This is a genomic window from Streptomyces sp. NPDC057474 (genome assembly GCF_042802555.1).
Lineage (GTDB): Bacteria > Actinomycetota > Actinomycetes > Streptomycetales > Streptomycetaceae > Streptomyces.
In genome coordinates this window covers 1-18,541 of sequence record NZ_JBHVDX010000055.1, presented here as the reverse complement: position 1 = coordinate 18,541, position 18,541 = coordinate 1, and the positions used below count along the sequence as shown (strand labels likewise).

At 69.5% G+C, this 18,541-nt stretch carries 15 protein-coding genes, 1 tRNA gene and 1 riboswitch; of the genes, 11 read left to right on the top strand and 5 right to left on the bottom strand.

Annotated features, from left to right (window positions below; genetic code table 11):
* The first annotated feature begins 112 nt into the window (after window positions 1–112).
* The 8 genes from ACFU53_RS18020 (at window position 113) to ACFU53_RS17985 (ending at window position 9,635) form a co-directional block, all read left to right on the top strand.
* Window positions 113–1,168, top strand: a complete 1,056-nt coding sequence (locus ACFU53_RS18020; RefSeq protein ID WP_383992722.1) for a transglycosylase family protein — start codon at window positions 113–115, stop codon at window positions 1,166–1,168.
* Between the two features lie 182 nt (window positions 1,169–1,350).
* A riboswitch (cyclic di-AMP (ydaO/yuaA leader) is annotated at window positions 1,351–1,550 on the top strand.
* Between the two features lie 4 nt (window positions 1,551–1,554).
* The gene (locus tag ACFU53_RS18015) at window positions 1,555–2,271 is read left to right on the top strand and encodes a transglycosylase family protein (protein ID WP_383992719.1); all 717 of its coding nucleotides are present in this window, start codon (window positions 1,555–1,557) and stop codon (window positions 2,269–2,271) included.
* Between the two features lie 482 nt (window positions 2,272–2,753).
* Window positions 2,754–4,034, top strand: a complete 1,281-nt coding sequence (eno, locus tag ACFU53_RS18010; protein ID WP_383992777.1) for a phosphopyruvate hydratase — start codon at window positions 2,754–2,756, stop codon at window positions 4,032–4,034.
* Between the two features lie 147 nt (window positions 4,035–4,181).
* The gene (locus ACFU53_RS18005; protein WP_383992774.1) at window positions 4,182–4,664 is read left to right on the top strand and encodes a septum formation initiator family protein; all 483 of its coding nucleotides are present in this window, start codon (window positions 4,182–4,184) and stop codon (window positions 4,662–4,664) included.
* A gap of 57 nt (window positions 4,665–4,721) precedes the next feature.
* Window positions 4,722–5,264, top strand: coding sequence for a DUF501 domain-containing protein (locus ACFU53_RS18000; protein ID WP_383992716.1), 543 nt, complete (start codon window positions 4,722–4,724; stop codon window positions 5,262–5,264).
* The gene (locus ACFU53_RS17995; protein WP_383992713.1) at window positions 5,261–6,202 is read left to right on the top strand and encodes an exopolyphosphatase; all 942 of its coding nucleotides are present in this window, start codon (window positions 5,261–5,263) and stop codon (window positions 6,200–6,202) included. Before ACFU53_RS18000 ends, ACFU53_RS17995 begins: the two co-directional genes overlap by 4 nt.
* Before the next feature lie 515 nt (window positions 6,203–6,717).
* Window positions 6,718–8,103 carry an NAD(P)/FAD-dependent oxidoreductase gene (locus tag ACFU53_RS17990; protein ID WP_383992710.1) on the top strand — a complete coding sequence of 462 codons (1,386 nt, stop codon included), beginning with the start codon at window positions 6,718–6,720 and terminating at the stop codon, window positions 8,101–8,103.
* Window positions 8,104–8,333: 230 nt separating this feature from the next.
* Window positions 8,334–9,635, top strand: coding sequence for a class I SAM-dependent methyltransferase (locus ACFU53_RS17985; protein WP_383992707.1), 1,302 nt, complete (start codon window positions 8,334–8,336; stop codon window positions 9,633–9,635).
* A gap of 144 nt (window positions 9,636–9,779) precedes the next feature.
* Here ACFU53_RS17985 and ACFU53_RS17980 read toward each other — a convergent pair whose 3' ends face one another.
* Window positions 9,780–12,320, bottom strand: coding sequence for an ABC transporter permease (locus ACFU53_RS17980; RefSeq protein ID WP_383992705.1), 2,541 nt, complete (start codon window positions 12,318–12,320; stop codon window positions 9,780–9,782).
* A gap of 144 nt (window positions 12,321–12,464) precedes the next feature.
* The gene (locus ACFU53_RS17975; RefSeq protein WP_383992702.1) at window positions 12,465–13,235 is read right to left on the bottom strand and encodes an ABC transporter ATP-binding protein; all 771 of its coding nucleotides are present in this window, start codon (window positions 13,233–13,235) and stop codon (window positions 12,465–12,467) included.
* Between the two features lie 565 nt (window positions 13,236–13,800).
* Here ACFU53_RS17975 and ACFU53_RS17970 point away from each other — a divergent pair.
* Together ACFU53_RS17970 and ACFU53_RS17965 are read left to right on the top strand one after the other, a co-directional pair.
* Window positions 13,801–13,883 (top strand) — tRNA-Leu (locus ACFU53_RS17970).
* Between the two features lie 412 nt (window positions 13,884–14,295).
* Window positions 14,296–15,177: a Bax inhibitor-1/YccA family protein gene (locus ACFU53_RS17965; protein WP_383992699.1), complete on the top strand. Its 882-nt coding sequence runs from the start codon at window positions 14,296–14,298 to the stop codon at window positions 15,175–15,177.
* A gap of 95 nt (window positions 15,178–15,272) precedes the next feature.
* Here ACFU53_RS17965 and ACFU53_RS17960 read toward each other — a convergent pair whose 3' ends face one another.
* Window positions 15,273–15,503 (bottom strand): DUF4287 domain-containing protein, encoded by a 231-nt coding sequence (locus ACFU53_RS17960; protein WP_383992696.1) that lies wholly within the window; start codon window positions 15,501–15,503, stop codon window positions 15,273–15,275.
* A gap of 103 nt (window positions 15,504–15,606) precedes the next feature.
* On the opposite strand from ACFU53_RS17960, the gene ACFU53_RS17955 reads away from it, so the two are divergent.
* Entirely contained in the window at window positions 15,607–15,918 is a 312-nt protein-coding gene (locus tag ACFU53_RS17955; protein ID WP_383992693.1) for a hypothetical protein, read from the top strand.
* Window positions 15,919–16,026: 108 nt separating this feature from the next.
* Here ACFU53_RS17955 and ACFU53_RS17950 read toward each other — a convergent pair whose 3' ends face one another.
* Together ACFU53_RS17950 and ACFU53_RS17945 are read right to left on the bottom strand one after the other, a co-directional pair.
* Window positions 16,027–16,809 (bottom strand): hypothetical protein, encoded by a 783-nt coding sequence (locus tag ACFU53_RS17950; protein ID WP_383992772.1) that lies wholly within the window; start codon window positions 16,807–16,809, stop codon window positions 16,027–16,029.
* A 295-nt stretch (window positions 16,810–17,104) separates the two neighbouring features.
* Window positions 17,105–18,322 carry an acetyl-CoA C-acetyltransferase gene (locus ACFU53_RS17945; RefSeq protein ID WP_383992690.1) on the bottom strand — a complete coding sequence of 406 codons (1,218 nt, stop codon included), beginning with the start codon at window positions 18,320–18,322 and terminating at the stop codon, window positions 17,105–17,107.
* Between the last annotated feature and the right edge of the window lie 219 nt (window positions 18,323–18,541).

Below are 18,541 nucleotides of genomic sequence, written 5' to 3'. Positions count from 1 at the left end.
GTGCTGCATTAACTTGTGACAACTGATCGACTGCCGATACGTTCACACGTCAGTGCGAAGGGGTCACCACACCCGTCGCACAGGCCCCTGCTGTCGTGTGAAAGGCAACCGCATGCTCTCCGGGAACGGTCGTCACCGTCGCCCCCGTCAGGCTCCGGCCCTCCTCGTCGCGGCCGGCGTGACCGGCTCGGCCATCGCGATCCCACTCCTCGGCGCCACCGGCGCGAGTGCGGCCAGCGGAACCACCTGGGACCAGGTGGCGGAGTGCGAGAGCGGCGCCTCCTGGAGCGCGGACACCGGGAACGGGCGCTACGGCGGCCTCCAGCTGACCCAGGCGAACTGGGAGAAGTACGGCGGCCTCGACTACGCGACAACCGCCGACCAGGCCAGCCGTTCCCAGCAGATAGCGGTGGCCGAGAAGGTGCTCGCCGACCAGGGCGTCGGTGTCTGGTCCACCTGCGGACTGCTCCACAATCTCGGCGGCGACTCCGGTTCCGCCGACGTGGACACGGGCGTCGCGGACGGCTCGGCGGGGTCGGGCAGTTCATCTGACTCGTCCGGTTCGTCTGATTCATCCACTTCCACCGACGAGGCCGAGTCGACAGACTCGGCCAAGTCCGCCGATTCGACCGGCTCCACCGGCTCCGGTGGAGCCGGCAGGTCGAGCGAATCGTCCGAAACATCAGAATCGCCGGAATCGTCCCCTGGTGTCTTCGAAGGTTCCACCAAGGCCGAAACCGGCACCGACTCGGACGACACCACGGACTCCGGCAGCGCCAACTCGGACAAGTCAGCACAGAGCGACAGCTCTTCGGCTGCCGATGACAGTGAAAGCGGCACCGGCCGCCATCGAGGCACCAGTGCCGACGAGGGTGCCGATGCGGACGCTGACGCCGACGCGGGCACGGACGCGGCCGACGGCTCCCGCGTCGACTCCACGCCCTCCGGCCGTCACGCCTCCCGTGACGGCGACGCGGCGCGAGAGGTCGCGGACGGCGCGTACACCGTCCGTGCGGGCGACAATCTGACGCGCATCGTGAACTCGCTCGGCCTGGATGGCGGGTGGCGGGAGCTGTACGCCGAGAACGAGGTCACGGTCGGAACTGACCCGGACCTTATCCTTCCCGGTCAGACCCTCGAAGTCGGTGCCGAAACGGGCGAAAAGTAGCGGCAGTTCGGGTCACGGTTCGCCCCTGAATGCCCGTTTTGATCTATGTGGGAGATGAATCACAGACCCCCTGATCGTCTTTGAAATTCGGGCAATCACCTGTTTACGGTCGTGACCGCTCGCCACAGCGGGCTCTTGCGGTCGGCACGCCGAATCCTGCCAGCGACCGCAAGGAACAGTCGTCGCGTCAAGCGCCGTAGGCAGGAGCGGGGGACCCAAGGTAAGTGCCGGGTCCGGCAGTTGCGGCCCTTCGGGGGCGTGCGTCCGGAACCGGCTTGGGGTGAAGCCGCGCAACGTCAGCCGAAAGGCGAGCGTGCGCGGCCGGGCAACTCAACCGGCCCGAACCCGACAGCTCACCTCGCAGGCGTCGGTGAGGGGATCACTCCATGCTGTTTTCCAGCAAGGGCAAGCACCGTCGCCCGTCCAAGGCGGCTCGTGCCATCGCCGTCGCCGGTGTCACCGGTGCCGCGGCCATCGCCGCCCCGCTGATGGCCGCCGGCAGCGCCTCCGCCGCCACCGCCTCCGAGTGGGACGCCGTCGCCCAGTGCGAGTCCGGCGGGAACTGGTCCATCAACACCGGCAACGGCTACTACGGCGGTCTGCAGTTCTCCGCCTCCACCTGGGCCGCCTTCGGCGGTACGCAGTACGCCTCCACCGCCAACCAGGCGAGCAAGGCCCAGCAGATCGCGGTCGCCGAGAAGGTCCTCGCGGGCCAGGGCAAGGGTGCCTGGCCGGTCTGCGGCGTCGGCCTGTCCGGCGCCTCGTACGACGGCGCCGCCGCCTCCAGCGGTAACTCGAACTCCAGCTCCTCCAGCTCGAACTCCGGCTCCTCCTCGCAGAAGAGCACCCAGGAGAGCACCGAGAAGAGCACCCAGGAGACCCGCGCCTCCCGCTCCTCCGAGCGCGCCACCGTCGAGACCCCCACCGGCAAGAAGGTCAAGAAGGGCGACGGCGAGTACAAGGTCGTCAGCGGTGACACCCTCAGCGCCATCGCCGAGGAGAAGAACGTCAAGGGTGGCTGGGAGAAGCTCTTCGAGCTGAACAAGGACATCATCGACGACGCCGACTTCATCTACCCGGGCCAGCAGCTCCACCTGAGCTGACCCACGGCGATCGCGACGGCCGCCGGACGCCTGCCATCCCCACGGCCGCCCCCACGGCCGGGCAGGCGGGGCAGGTTCAGCTGGGCCGAAAAATCAGGCCGCTCCCCAGCTGAACCACAGCCCGCTCACATCCGTGTCCTCCATAGTGAAGACCTCGTGAGGGCCGTCCCCCCGTCCCCACGGGCTCCCCGCCCCGGTGCGCATTCCCCCGTACGCACCGGGGCGGGGCTTTTCTTTGCCCGTCTCCCCGGGCCGCTCCCTCCTTCTGCCTCTCCTTCTGCTCTCCTTCCGCCTCTCCTTCCGTTCCTCCTTCTGTTCACTTTCTCGCCCACCCCCCTTTGTTCCGACCTGGAACAATAGGTACCGTCTCTCTGTCCACGGGACGGTCGGTCGGCTGCTGACGGCCCGGGGGCGGTTAGGCTCTAGTCGCAGGGCCCGTGGGCCCCGCACTTCCAGCGTCACATCCCATGAAGGAGATGCTCGTGCCGTCCATCGACGTCGTCGTAGCCCGGGAAATCCTGGACTCCCGAGGCAACCCCACGGTCGAGGTCGAGGTCGGCCTCGACGACGGCAGCACGGGTCGTGCCGCCGTTCCGTCCGGCGCCTCCACGGGTGCCTTCGAAGCCATCGAGCTCCGTGACGGCGACCCCAACCGCTATCTCGGCAAGGGCGTCGAGAAGGCCGTCCTCGCCGTGATCGAGCAGATCGGCCCGGAGCTCGTCGGCTACGACGCCACCGAGCAGCGCCTGATCGACCAGGCGATGTTCGACCTGGACGCCACCGACAACAAGGGCTCCCTCGGCGCCAACGCCATCCTCGGCGTCTCCCTCGCCGTCGCCCACGCCGCCTCCGAGGCCAGCGACCTCCCGCTCTTCCGGTACCTGGGCGGCCCGAACGCGCACCTGCTGCCCGTTCCGATGATGAACATCCTGAACGGCGGCTCGCACGCCGACTCCAACGTGGACATCCAGGAGTTCATGATCGCGCCCATCGGCGCGGAGTCCTTCTCCGAGGCCCTGCGCTGGGGCGCCGAGGTCTACCACACCCTCAAGAAGGTGCTGAAGACCAAGGGCCTGTCCACCGGCCTCGGCGACGAGGGCGGCTTCGCCCCGAACCTGGAGTCCAACCGCGCCGCCCTCGACCTCATTCTCGAGGCCGTCAAGGAGGCCGGTTACACCCCCGGCGAGCAGATCGCCCTCGCGCTGGACGTCGCCGCCTCCGAGTTCTACAAGGACGGCGTCTACACCTTCGAGGGCAAGGAGCGCTCCGCCGCCGAGATGACGGAGTACTACGCCGAGCTCGTCGAGGCGTACCCGCTCGTCTCCATCGAGGACCCGCTGTTCGAGGACGACTGGGCCGGCTGGAACGCCATCACCGAGAAGCTGGGCGACAAGGTCCAGATCGTCGGCGACGACCTCTTCGTCACCAACCCGGAGCGCCTCGCCCGCGGCATCGAGGAGGGCTCGGCCAACGCCCTGCTCGTCAAGGTCAACCAGATCGGCTCGCTGACCGAGACCCTGGACGCCGTCGAGATGGCCCAGCGCAACGGCTTCAAGTGCATGATGTCCCACCGCTCCGGCGAGACCGAGGACGTCACCATCGCCGACCTCGCCGTCGCCGTGAACTGCGGTCAGATCAAGACCGGCGCCCCGGCCCGCTCGGACCGCGTCGCCAAGTACAACCAGCTGCTGCGCATCGAGGAGATCCTCGACGACGCCGCGGTGTACGCCGGCCGCTCCGCCTTCCCCCGCTTCAAGGGCTGAGCCGTCAGCTGAGAGCCGTCAGCTGAGCCGTTATAGGGCCAAGCCTGAGCCAGTCGTACGTACGTCCCCGTACCGGTCCCGTACCGTGTGCGGGGACGTACGCACGTGGGAGACACGTACGCGCAGGAGAAGAAGGGGAAGCGGGACATGGCCGTGAAGGACCGGGACCGGGACCGTTTCTCCACCGCGACCCGGCTGAAGGTGCTCGGTGAGCAGACGGCGGCCCGGGTCTACCGCTCCCAGACCAAGCGCCAGGCCCGCCGCTCCCGGCTGACCGGCCGGGCCGCGCTGCTCGCCCTCGTCCTCTGCTCGATGATCGTGGCGCTCGCCTATCCCATAAGGCAGTACGTCTCCCAGCGCGCCGAGATCGCCGACTCGCAGCGGCAGCGCCAGGAGGCGCGCGAGCGGGTCGAGGAGTTGCGCGACCTCAAGGCGCGCTGGCAGGACGACGCGTACGCCGAGCAGCGCATCCGGGAGCGGCTGCACTATGTGATGCCGGGCGAGACCGGCTACACCATGATCGACCCGGACGCGGCGAAGCAGTCCCGTACGACGCAGGGGGCGGCCGACCGCCCCTGGTACACCAATGTCTGGGACGGGGTCGACAAGGCCGACGCCGCCGACAGCTGAACGGCCACCCCGTGACCGTGAACCGATGAGCCACACCGAGGACTTGAGTAGCAGGTTATGCAGACCCCTCCGCCGCCCACCCCGCGCACCGAGCCGACCGACGCCGATGTCGAGGCCTTCCAGCAGCAGCTCGGGCGCCCGCCGCGCGGGCTGCGCGCGATCGCGCACCGCTGCCCCTGCGGGCAGCCGGATGTCGTCGAGACGGCGCCGCGCCTCCCGGACGGCACGCCCTTCCCCACGACGTACTACCTGACGTGCCCGCGCGCCGCCTCCGCGATCGGCACGCTGGAGGCGAACGGCGTGATGAAGGAGATGACGGAGCGGCTGGCGACGGACCCCGAGCTGGCCGCCGCGTACCGGGCCGCGCACGAGGACTACATCGCCCGCCGCGACGAGATCGAGGTCCTGGAGGGCTTCCCGAGCGCGGGCGGCATGCCGGACCGTGTGAAGTGCCTGCACGTCCTCGTCGGGCACTCGCTGGCCGCCGGTCCCGGCGTCAACCCGCTGGGCGACGAGGCGATCGCGATGCTCCCGGAGTGGTGGGCGAAGGGCCCGTGCGTGGTGTCCGCGCAGGAGCCGTCGAAGGAGGACGACAAGTGACCCGTGTCGCCGCCGTCGACTGCGGTACGAACTCCATCCGGCTCCTCGTCGCCGACGCCGATCCGGCCACCGGTGAACTCGTCGAGCTGGACCGGCGGATGACCATCGTCCGGCTCGGCCAGGGCGTGGACCGTACGGGCCGGCTGGCCCCCGAGGCGCTGGAGCGGACCTTCGTGGCCTGCCGGGAGTACGCGGCGGTCATCAAGGAGCTCGGCGCCGAGCGGGTCCGCTTCGTGGCCACCTCCGCCTCCCGCGACGCCGAGAACCGGGACGAGTTCGTCCGCGGTGTGTTCGACATCCTCGGCGTCGAGCCCGAGGTGATCTCCGGCGACCGGGAAGCCGAGTTCTCCTTCACCGGCGCGACCAAGGAACTGAAGGGGCGCGCCGACCTCGACAGGCCGTACCTGGTCGTGGACATCGGCGGCGGCTCGACCGAGTTCGTCGTCGGCGACGACGAGGTGCGCGGCGCCCGGTCCGTGGACATCGGCTGCGTACGGCTGACCGAGCGGCACCTCGTACGGGACGGGGCCGTCGTCGACCCGCCGCGACCGGAGCAGATCGCCGCGATCCGCGCCGACATCGAGGCCGCGCTGGACCTCGCCGAGCGGAGCGTCCCCCTGCGGGAGGCGCACACCCTCGTCGGGCTCGCCGGCTCGGTCACCACCCTGTCCGCGATCGCCCAGGACCTGCCCGCGTACGACTCGGTGGCCATCCACCACTCCCGGATCTCCTACGAGCGGGTCCGCGAGATCACCGAGTGGCTGCTGCGGTCCACGCATGCCGAGCGGGAGGCGGTCCCGTCGATGCATCCAGGGCGGGTGGACGTGATCGCGGCGGGGGCCCTCGTCCTCCTCTCGATCATGGAGCGGATCGGGGCGGCCGAGGTCGTGGTGAGCGAACACGACATTCTGGACGGAATCGCCTGGTCCGTGGCGTGAGTCCGGCTTGGGTGCGGCTTGAGTCCCGGGCGGGTATCGGGGCTCTCCCAGCCGCACTGCGTGGCTTGTGAGCAAGTGTTTACTACTCGCCGGTAGCCTCGCCTGAGCTGTTCGGATAACGTATGAGCGCGTCCGAGGGGTGCTCCGGCATCCCTCGTCGACCCGCCGCCCGGAAACTTCGTGAAGTTCTTCACAAGAGAATCGGCCCAGTTGAGCGATGTTTTGAGGCTCCGCAGAGGCTTCGGGGTTTCCGAGGAGTCCACAGGGCGCCGTGGAGGGGGTTTCGCCGGGGCCTCGTCCGGGTGAAAACAGGGGCCGATTCGAGGGGCCCTCAGGGGGTCCGAGAAGCCGGAACGGCAGTTCACGCGGCCTTGACAACGCCCCGCCGTACAAGGGGGTTCCCGGCTCGCGCCATGACCTGCGTCACGAGGGCCGCGCAGTGTAGCAGAGGGTGTGTAGAAGCTTGTGAAGGGGCGCACGAGCGACCCCCGGATGGCGGGTACATACTCGATGGCATGAGCACCACGGAGCGTCCCAGGATCCTCGTAGTAGGCGGTGGGTACGTAGGCCTGTACGCAGCTCGGCGCATCCTCAAGAAGATGCGCTACGGCGAGGCGACCGTCACGGTCGTCGACCCCCGGTCGTACATGACCTACCAGCCCTTCCTCCCCGAAGCCGCCGCCGGCAGCATCTCCCCCCGGCACGTCGTCGTCCCGCTGCGACGCGTGCTGCCGAAGGCGGAGGTCCTGACCGGTCGGGTCACCACCATCGACCAGGACCGCAAGGTCGCCACGATCGCCCCGCTGGTCGGCGAGGCGTACGAGCTGCCCTTCGACTACCTGGTGATCGCGCTCGGCGCGGTCTCCCGCACCTTCCCGATCCCCGGCCTCGCCGAGCAGGGCATCGGCATGAAGGGCATCGAGGAGGCCATCGGCCTGCGCAACCACGTCCTCGAGCAGCTTGACAAGGCCGACTCCACGACCGACGAGGACGTCCGCCGCAAGGCGCTGACCTTCGTCTTCGTGGGCGGTGGCTTCGCCGGTGCCGAGACCATCGGCGAGGTCGAGGACATGGCCCGCGACGCCGCGAAGTACTACAAGAACGTGTCCCGCGAGGACATGCGCTTCGTGCTCGTCGACGCCGCCGACAAGATCCTCCCCGAGGTCGGCCCGAAGCTCGGCCTGTACGGCAAGGAGCACCTGGAGGGCCGTGGGGTCGAGGTCTACCTCAACACCTCCATGGACTCCTGCGTCGACGGCCACGTCGTGCTGAAGAACGGCCTCGAGGTCGACTCCAACACGATCGTCTGGACCGCCGGCGTCAAGCCGAACCCGGTCCTCTCGCGCTACGGCCTGCCGCTCGGCCCCCGTGGCCACGTGGACGCCCAGCCGACCCTCCAGGTCACCGGCACCGACTACATCTGGGCCGCGGGCGACAACGCCCAGGTCCCGGACGTCGCCGCCCGCAAGGCCGGCGTCGAGAACGCCTGGTGCCCGCCGAACGCGCAGCACGCGCTGCGGCAGGCCCGGGTCCTCGGCGACAACGTGGTCTCCGGTATGCGGGGCTTCCCGCAGAAGGAGTACGCGCACTCCAACAAGGGTGCGGTGGCCGGCCTCGGCCTCCACAAGGGCGTCGCGATGATCGTCATGGGCAAGATGAAGATCAAGCTCAAGGGCCGTCTCGCCTGGTACATGCACCGTGGCTACCACGGCCTCGCGATGCCGACCTGGAACCGCAAGATCCGCGTCTTCGCCGACTGGACCCTCGCGATGTTCCTCAAGCGCGAGGTCGTCTCCCTCGGCGCCATCGAGACTCCCCGCGAGGAGTTCTACGAGGCCGCCAAGCCGGCGCCGGTCGCTGCCGCTCCGGCCAAGACCGAGGAGAGGGCCAAGGCCTCCTGACCCCTCCCGGTCACCCTTGATCGACCCGAAGGACCTTCCGCCATCCGTGGTGCGGGAGGTCCTTCGGCGTTCGCGGGAGAACTCGGGAGGTTCGGTCGTGTGGCGTGCGCGAGCGACCCCCACCCACCCGCACCCGAACAACACACCTCATTCCGGACCACGGCTGAGCCCCGCAGGTGCTTACCGTGGCGTTGGACATTCCGGGATCTCTCGCCACGGAGGTGTGCACCATGCAGGACGCCGCGTCGCGGCTGAAGACCCTGTTCGAGCAACTGTCGGGGGCTTCGCTCCCGGTCCGGCTGCGGGCGTGGGACGGTTCGACGGCCGGTCCGCCGGAGGCCCCCGTACTGGTGGTACGGAACCGCAGGGCCCTGCGCCGGCTCCTGTGGAAGCCGGGTGAACTGGGCCTGGCCCGCGCCTGGGTCGCAGGCGACCTCGGCATCGACGGGGACCTGTACGCAGTACTGGACCTGGTGGCCGAGCACGTGTGGGAACGGGACGAGGACGCCCGGAGTCTCGCCGAAGCCCTGCGTGCCCCGGACGCGCGGGCGGCGATCAGGGGGCTGCTGAAGCTGGCCGGCCCCGCCGTCCTCCTCCCGCCCGAACCGCCCGCCGAGGAGGTCCGCGCCCGCCACCGGCACACCAGGCACACCGACAGACGAGCCGTCAGCCACCACTACGACGTCGGCAACGACTTCTACGAGGCCGTCCTCGGCCCGTCGATGGTGTACTCCTGCGCCTACTGGTCGGCCGCCGACGGCACCACCACCCTCGAAGCCGCCCAGCGCGACAAGCTCGACCTCATCTGCCGCAAACTCGGCCTGACCCCGGGCACGCGGCTCCTCGACGTCGGCTGCGGCTGGGGCTCCATGGCGGTGCACGCAGCCCGCGAGTACGGCGTGAACGTCGTCGGCGTCACTCTCTCCCAGGAGCAGGCGGCATACGCCCGTAAACGCGTCGCCGACGAGGGACTGACCGACCGCGTCGAGATCCGCGTCCAGGACTACCGCGACGTCACCGACGGGCCCTACGACGCGATCTCCTCCATCGGCATGGCCGAACACGTCGGCGCCGACAAGTACCTGGAGTACGCCGAGGATCTGTACCGGCTCCTCGCCCCCGGTGGACGGCTGCTCAACCACCAGATCTCACGGCGGCCGCAGCGCGACGAGAGGATGTACTCCGTCGACGGCTTCATCGACGCGTACGTCTTCCCGGACGGCGAACTCGCCCCCGTCGGCACCACCGTCACCCAGCTCGAGTGTGCCGGGTTCGAGGTCCGCGACGTGGAGTCCCTCCGCGAGCACTACGCCCTCACCCTGCGCGCCTGGGTCACCAACCTCGAAGCCCGGTGGGCCCAGGCCGTCGCCCTCGTCGGCCCCGCCCGCGCCCGCGTCTGGCGCCTCTACATGGCCGCCTCCGCCCTCGGCTTCGAACGCAACCGCATCGGCGTCAACCAGGTACTGGCTGTCCGGCCCCCGGAAGGGGGTGCGTCGGGGCTGCCGCTCAGGGCCCGGACCTGGGGGGCCTGACCGCCCGTACGGGGGCGTGAGCGGCCACGTACGGGCGCGCGGGCACTGTGCGCGGCCTCGTGCAGTCCCGTACGCGCGTGTGTGAGTGGGCCCCGTTCCGGTGCGGAACGGGGCCCACTCAGCTGTGTCACACCTCCCGCGTGACTACTCCGACTTGATCGCCGACAGCATGTTCAGCTTCGCCGCGCGGCGGGCCGGCCACAGGGCGGCCAGGATGCCGACCGCGGCGGCCAGGAGGAGGAAGACGGCCATCCGGGCCCAGGGGATGACCAGTTCGTACGTCGGCATCGTGCTGGCGATGAGTTCGCCGGCGGCCCAGCCGAAGAAGACGCCGAGGCCGATGCCGAGGACACCGCCGAAGAGGGAGATGACGAGGGACTCCAGACGGACCATCCGCTTGATGCCCCGTCGGTCGAGACCGATCGCGCGGAGCATGCCGATCTCCTGCGAACGCTCGAAGACCGACATGGCCAGGGTGTTGATGACCCCGAGGACGGCGACGATCACGGCCATGGCCAGCAGGCCGTACAGCATGTTCAGCATCAGCGTGAACATCTTCGCGATGTCGTCGGAGAGGTCCTGCCCGCTCTGGACCTTGATCGCCGGGTTCTCGCCCAGGGCCTTCTCCAGCCGGTCCTTGGTGGCGTCGGAGGCACCGGCCGAGGTCTCGACCATGACCATCATGTCGGCCGGGTCGGCGGAGGCCGGCAGCCGCTCGGCCAGCGTCGCGTTGTCCAGGAGGATGCCCCGGATCAGTTCGTTGCTCTCGTAGACCCCGGTGACCGTCAGCTTCTGCTTCTCGCCGCCCTCGAATGCCGCGGTGAACTCCGAACCGGCCTTCCAGCCGCGCCGCTCGGCGGTGTCCGCGTCCACGACGACGTCCGGGCCGCCCACCTTGAACGTGCCGTTGTCGATGGGGAGGTCGGTCAGCTTCCCGATGGCCGGGCCGTTGACCCCGGTGAGGTACTCGGTCTCGTCCCCGATGCGGGACTCGGCGTTGCGCAACGGCGAGACGGCGGTGACGCCCTCGGCTGCGGCGAGCTTCTTCTCCACGTCGGGGGAGAGGAGGTTGCCGTTGGCCATCGAGACGACGTAGTCCGCCTTGATCGCGTCGGCGGCCATCCTGGCGATGGACTGCTGCAGGCTGCCCGCCATGACCGTCATACCGGTGATCAGCGTCAGGCCGATCATCAGGGCCGAGGCGGTCGCCGCGGTGCGGCGCGGATTGCGTACGGAGTTCTGCCGGGCGAGCTTGCCGGAGATCCCGAAGACGCGCATGAGGGGCGCAGCGGCCGCGATCAGAGGGCGGGAGAGGAGGGGCGTGAGGACGAAGACGCCGATGATCAGGAGCACCGCGCCGATACCCATCGGGGCCTGACCGTCCGAGCCGTCCATGGTGGTGGCGTACAGGACGGTGGCGGCGCCCGCGCCGGCGAGCAGCGCGCCGAGCGTGTTCCGTACGACGAGCGACTTGGTCGTCGCCTTCGCGTGGACGCTGCTCATCGCGGCGACCGGGGGGATCTTCGCCGCGCGGCGGCCCGGCAGCCAGGCGGCCACCATGGTGATCAACACGCCGACGAGCAGGGCGGTGGCGACCGTGCCGGGGGAGACCACCAGCGGGCCGTCGGGGAGGGTCTCGCCGAGGGTGCCGATCAGGGCCCGCATCCCGGCGCCGATGCCGACACCGGCGGCGAGACCGGTCACCGCGGCGACCGTGCCCACGACGAACGCCTCGATCAGCACGGACCGGGTGACCTGGCGGCGGGAGGCACCGACCGCGCGCAGCAGGGCCAGCTCCTTGGTGCGCTGGGCGACCAGCATCGTGAAGGTGTTGGCGATGATGAACGTGCCCACGAACAGGGCGATCCCGGCGAAGACCAGCAGCGCGTTCTTCAGGCCGCTCATCTCGGTGGCGATCTGCGTGGCCTGGTCGTCCGCGAGCTGCCGGCCGGTGGTGGTGTGGGCGGCGTCCTCGGGCAGGATCTTGCCGATGGCCGTCTGCAGCTGGGCCTGACTGGTGTCGTCCGCCGCCGTCACGTTGATCGCGTCGTACTCACCCTCCAGGTGGAAGAGCTTCTGCGCGGTCGCCGTGTCGAAGAGGGCGAGGCTGCCGCCGGCCGCGACATTGCCGTCGTCCGTGGTGAAGATCGCGGTGACGGTGGGGGTGCGGACCGGCCCGTCGACGGACATCCGGATGGTGTCGCCCACCTTGTACCCGGCGCGCTTCGCGGTCTCCGAGTCGATGGCGATCTCGTTCCCGCCCTCGGGCGCGCGACCGCCGTCCTGGATCGGATACCGGGGGTCGTCCGTCCCCCAGAAGTTTCCGCCCTGCGACTGGAAGCCGCCGCCGATCAGCTTGCCGTCCTTGTCGGCGAGGGCGGTGAACCCGCTCACCACCCCGATCGCCGACTCGGCGCCGGGCGCCCGCTCGATCTTCTTCAGCAGCTCCGGCGTCAGCTTCGGCTGCTCGATGACGGTGTCGCCCTCGTTCGGCCGGTACCCCGGCTCGATCGCGACGTCCACGTGGTCGAAGCCCTTGGCCGAGCTCTTCTGGAGCGCGTCCGAGACGGTGTTCGTGAAGACCAGCGTGCCCGACACGAAGGCGACGCCGAGCATCACCGCGAGCACGGTCATGAGAAGCCTGGCCTTGTGCGAGAGCACGTTGCGCAGGGCGGTACGGAACATGAAGGGGTCCCTGTTTCGGGGTCGGGGCACACGAATCGGCCCGTCCGGCGTGCGAGGACGAGGCCGAGGCCGAAGGCTGAGGGGGTCTGGGGGCGCGGCCCCAGGAACGGGATGGGACGGGTAGGGGCGGCGGGGCGAACTCCCCTAGCTCGTACGCCCCTTGGTGTCGAACCTCTTCATGCGGTCCAGGACGGAGTCCGCCGTCGGCTCGTGGATCTCGTCCACGATGCGTCCGTCGGCGAGGAAGATGACCCGGTCCGCGTACGCCGCGGCCACCGGGTCGTGCGTCACCATCACGACGGTCTGCCCCAACTCCCGTACGGAGTTGCGCAGGAAGCCCAGCACCTCGGCGCCCGAACGCGAGTCGAGGTTTCCGGTCGGCTCGTCCCCGAAGATGATGTCCGGCCGGGAAGCGAGCGCCCGTGCCACGGCCACGCGCTGCTGCTGGCCGCCGGAGAGCTGGGCGGGGCGGTGGCTCAACCGGTCGGCCAGGCCCACCATCCGGATCACGGTGTCCAGCCACTGCTTGTCCGGCTTGCGGCCCGCGATGTCCATCGGGAGGGTGATGTTCTCCAGCGCCGTCAGCGTCGGGAGCAGGTTGAACGCCTGGAAGATGAAGCCGATCTTGTCCCGGCGGAGCTTGGTGAGCTGCTTGTCCTTCAGCGAGCCCAGCTCGGTCTCACCGATGCGGACGGAGCCGGCCGAGAAGCTGTCCAGGCCCGCCACGCAGTGCATCAGCGTGGACTTGCCTGACCCCGAGGGGCCCATGATCGCGGTGAACTGGGCCTGCTGGAAGTCGACGGTGACCTGGTCCAGCGCGACCACCCTGGTCTCGCCCTGTCCGTAGACCTTCGACAGTTCCGTGGCGCGGGCGGCCACGGCGGTGGCCCGGTCGACGAGGGGAGTGGTGGTCACGGGTGGGAACTCCTTGCGGGGCGACGGCGTTCGGGGTGTTCGGGGAACGGCCGGGGGGCGTGCCGGGACGTACCGAGGGGCATGCCGGAGGCCGTTCGTTTCGTGGATGCCTCCATCGTCGCGACGGAGGGGCGCCGTGTAGTCAGCCGCTGTTCTGGTTCCGGGGGCAGACTTCGGACGGACGGACGGGCGGCGCGTCATACCTGGGTATGACGGCGGGCTCCGACCCGGGGCGCGGAGCGCCATGCCCGACACGAGTCACGCCCCTTGCCCGACACGAGTCACGCGCGCCATGCCCGACATGAGTCACGCGCCATGCCCGACACGAGTCACCGCGTCACTGCGCGTGTTCTCGACCGGTCCGCTCGTTCGGGCGGTGAAATTCCGTCATTCCACGCACGCCCGGTCCTGCCGTCCGAAAGGCTATTGGCAAGTGCGGATGGCGTGTTCCGTGGGCTGATGCACCCTCAGACGTCAATAAAATAAGACAACATCGGTCCGCTCGTCGACTGTTCGGGGGAAGCGTCCCGATAGGCTCGGAACCTCAGCGCGGAGCCCATGGCCTGCCCGGATGGTGGAATGCAGACACGGCGAGCTTAAACCTCGCTGCCCCTCGCGGGCGTACCGGTTCAAGTCCGGTTCCGGGCACCTCCGACCAACCCCGAACATTTCCTCCCGCACCCCGACACATCGCCCCCGGGGGACATGCGCGTCACGCTCCCCGGGCGCACGCTGTCTCCATGCCCCCCGGCACTCCTCCGGAACCCCCGGGGCGGGCCACCGTGACCCTCAAGGGGACCTGGCAAGGCGCTCGCCACCAACGGGTGCGAGCCGTGGGAGCGGGGCGGCTGACAGGGGGTGGTGGTGGTTGATCTCTGGATGATCGCGGGCTTGTACCGGGTTGGTCATGGGTTGAGGGGGGTGGGACGGGGAATCAGGGAGACGCGTAGCGTGTTCGATGACACGGCAGGGAAAGATCCTCCCCAAGCACTAGGGTCAATCCTTTGCCTACCTATTACTCTTGAGCCAAGGCCACGCAGGGTGGCCATGGAGGAGTGAAATGAGGAGCAGCAACCCGGTCTTCTCGCGACGGGGGTTCAGCCGCGACAACGGCCACGCGGGCTTCAACACCGCGCCGCAGGCCGGGGGAGCAGCTGTCGGCACCCAGGGCAACCCCTACGCCCAGCAGGGCGGCAACCCGTACGCGACGAACCCGTACGCCCAGCAGGACGTGCAGCACGGCGTCCCGCCGCAGGCTCCGGCCCGCACGGGCGCCATGACCATGGACGACGTCGTCATGCGCTCGGCCATGACGCTCGGCACGGTCGTCGTCGGCGCGATCCTGGCCTGGGCCCTCCTGCCGGTGACGTCCACCAGCTTTGGCCTGGCCATCGGCGCCGCGCTCATCGCGTTCGTCCTGGCGATGGTGCAGTCCTTCAAGCGCAAGGCCTCGCCCGCGCTGATCCTGACGTACGCAGCCTTCGAGGGTGTCTTCCTCGGCGTGCTCAGCGAGATGTTCAACGCGCAGTGGAGCGGCGCGCCCTTCCAGGCGGTGCTCGGCACCATGGCCGTCTCCGGCGCCACCCTCCTGGTCTACAAGGCGGGCTGGATCCGGGTCACCGCGCGGTACGCCCGCATCGGTATGACCATCGCGATCGCCTTCATCCTCGTCATGGCGGTCAACCTGCTCCTGGTCGTCTTCGGGCTCGCCCCCGACGGCGGACTGCGCAGCATGGGCCCGCTCGGCGCGGTCGTCGGCATCCTCGCGATCCTGCTCGGCGCGTTCTTCCTGACCCTCGACTTCAAGCAGATCGAGGACGGCATCGCCTACGGCGCCCCGCGCGAGGAGGCCTGGCTGGCCGCGTTCGGCCTGACCATGACCCTCGTGTGGATCTACGTCGAGATGCTCCGTCTGGTCGCCATCTTCAGCGGCGACGACTAGGAAGACGACCAGGAACACGGGCTGACCCCGCCCCTGTACAACCGTAGAAGGCCCCCGGACCGAGGTCCGGGGGCCTTCGTGGTTTTCGGTGCCCCTCAGCGGAGCTTCCGCGCGGCCCTCCTCAGGTCGTACTCGTGAACGATCGCTTTGGCGTGGCCGTACGCGAGGTCGTACTCGTGCCGGAGCCAGCTGACCTTCTCCTCGAAGTTGAAGAGAGCGGGGCCTTCGTCGACTTTGCGGAGCCAGTCGGAGACTTCACGACCGGTGCAATGGGGGATGCGGGCGAGCAGATTGCGGTGGGTCTCAGGGGAGAAGACTTGGGACATCGGCGCCTCCGGACGAAAGGGAATGTAAGCCGGTCCTTCAGGTCACGTTGCCTGAGTGGCGGCCTGTTGGCAACAGTCCGGCTGAGGCGCGTACGCTCGCGGCGTGCTTGATACGACGCCGTTGACCCGTGCCGTGGACCATTTCGCCGACCGGTTGAGGGCCGCTCCGCAGAGCCGGCTGCAGCGGAGCGCTGCCGCGGAGGCGCTGGGGCTGGCCAGGGAGTTGGCACTGCGTGCCCAGCGGTTGGAGTCGCCCGAGGGGCCTCTGCACGAGATGCCGGATGCGGGGATGTTCGCGGCGGCCGATCAGGTCATGGTCGCCGGGAATGACCTCGCGCTCGTTCTGGGCGATGAGAGTGAGCTGGCGGAGGCTGTGGGGCTGGTGGAGGAGGCTCAGCGGCGGGCCGGGGTGTGAGTCGGGCGCCTGGGGAGCACGGGGGTCACTGTGATCGGGCGACGGCGGCGGGTGCGTGAGGGCTGATCGCGCGGTTTCCCGCGCCCCTCGAAAGCCCGGGAGTGCCCCCTACAGCGACGCGATCACCCGGTCCGCCAGGATGTAGACCATGTCGTCGCCGCACTCGAACGTGAGGGTGTACGCGCCCGAGATGCCCGAGCCGCCCAGGAGGACGGGGGTGTCACCGCTCTGGAGGGCCGTGGCGAGGCGTTCGGCGGTTTCGCGGTGGCCGGGGGTCATACAGAGGGTGGTGCCGTCGGCGAAGACGTAGACGTCGAGGGTGCCGAGGGGGCCCGGGCGGACGTCGGCCAGCTCGGTGCGGGACGCGGCGAGGTCCTCCAGGCAGGCGACCGTGCGCTCGTGGTCGTTGGTGACAGGTGACTGCACCGGCACGAAATCGGGGTGCGAGGGGTGACGGCGGCGGGCCGCGGCCAGCTCCGCGGAGTCCCCGGCGAACTCGTCGCCCTCGAGGCTCGGCTCGATCACCGGCTCCAGGTGCTCCAGACCCGCGAAATCGGACTGCCGGGGCAGGAACAGGTCGCTGTCGGGCAGCCCCAGCAGAGAAGGCGCGTCGGCGACGTCACGGGACTCCTGGGCGGCCCAGAACGCCCGTGCCTCGGCCAGCTCACGCTCCCGCTCCTCGGCGAGCGCCTCGGAGACGGCCGCGCGTATCTCCTCCGTGTCGGCGGCCGGACGGGCGGCCGGTACCGGGGCGCGCACACCGGCGGCCCGGCTCTCGGCCAGCTCGGTGCGCAAGGCAGCGACCTGTCGGCGCAGCCCCGTGAGGGTGCGCAGGACGGCGACGCCCACGGCGGCGGTGGCGGCCGTGGTGAGCAGCAAGGCGATCGGCATGGCGCTCACTGACGTACTCCCGGTTCAAAGTCGACCCCCGACTTCCTACATCAGCTTGAAGGGCGGACTAACCAGCTGTCAGTGCGTAACGTCACGAAACGGGCAGGATTTTGATCCCGATGTTTGGTGGTGAAGCGACTCTGACCTGCGTAAATCGCTTTCCGGGGGGAGATAGGTCACATCCTGGGGGAGATTGGATCACAAAACGGCCCGGAGTCCCCCAGAATGCGGGACCCCGGGCCACAGCATTGCGGAGTGCATCCGTACGGTTACGGCTCCGCGTGGGTGCGGTCGGTCAGCTGAGGCGCTCGATGACCATCGCCATGCCCTGGCCGCCGCCGACGCACATCGTCTCCAGGCCGAACTGCTTGTCGTGGAACTGGAGAGAGTTGATGAGCGTGCCGGTGATGCGGGCGCCGGTCATGCCGAAGGGGTGGCCGACGGCGATGGCGCCGCCGTTCACGTTCAGCTTGTCCAGCGGGATGTTCAGATCGCGGTAGGAGGGGATCACCTGGGCGGCGAAGGCCTCGTTGATCTCGAACAGGTCGATGTCGTCGACGGTGAGACCCGCGCGGGACAGGGCCTGCTTCGACGCCTCCACCGGGCCGTAGCCCATGATCTCGGGGGAGAGGCCGGAGACGCCCGTCGAGACGATCCGGGCGAGCGGGGTCAGGCCCAGCTCACGGGCCTTCGTGTCCGACATGATCACGAGGGCGGCGGCGCCGTCGTTCAGCGGGCAGCAGTTGCCGGCGGTGACCAGGCCGTCCTCGCGGAAGACCGGCTTCAGGCCCTGGACGGCCTCCAGGGTGACGCCCGCGCGCGGGCCGTCGTCCTTGCCGACGACCGAGCCGTCGGGAAGCGTCACCGGGGTGATCTCGCGCTCCCAGAAGCCCTTCTCGATGGCTTCCTCGGCGAGGTTCTGCGAGCGGACGCCGAACTCGTCCATGTCCTGCCGGGTCACGCCCCACTGGCGGGCCAGGTTCTCGGCGGTCTGCCCCATCGCGATGTACGGGTCGGGGAGCAGGCCGTCCTCGCGCGGGTCGTGCCAGGAGGCGCCCACCGACTTGGAGACGGTCTCCGTACGGGCCTCGGCCTCGGCGAAGAGGGGGTTGCGGGCGGTGGGGATGTCGCTCGTGCCGCGCGCGGTGCTGCTGACGACCTCCACGCCCGCCGAGATGAAGACGTCGCCCTCGCCGGCCTTGATGGCGTGCAGGGCCATGCGGGACGTCTGGAGCGAGGAGGAACAGTAACGGGTGACCGTGCAGCCCGGCAGGTGGTCCATGCCCAGCTGTACGGCGACGATACGGCCCAGGTTGTGGCCCTGCTCGCCGCCCGGGAGGCCACAGCCGAGCATCAGGTCGTCGATGTCCTTGGGGTCCAGCTCAGGGACCTTCGCGAGGGCGGCCGCGACGATCGTGGCGGTCAGGTCGTCGGGGCGCAGGTCCTTCAGCGAGCCCTTGAAAGCGCGGCCGATGGGGGAGCGGGCGGCTGAGACGATCACGGCTTCGGGCATCACGGCTCCATTGGCATGCGACGGAAAGCAGGGCTGTGGGGGAAGTTACCCGTACGTATGGGCGGGGTCACGGGATGTCGGGTGTGACTCCGACCGCACTTTTCTAAGCGCTTGCTTTTTGGCTGGGGCGCCTGATGACGCGGGTGTGCCTGTGATCGGGCGACCGCGGGTGGTTCGTGGTTGCCCCCGCAGATTCCCGCGCCCCTGAAAAGCAGGGGC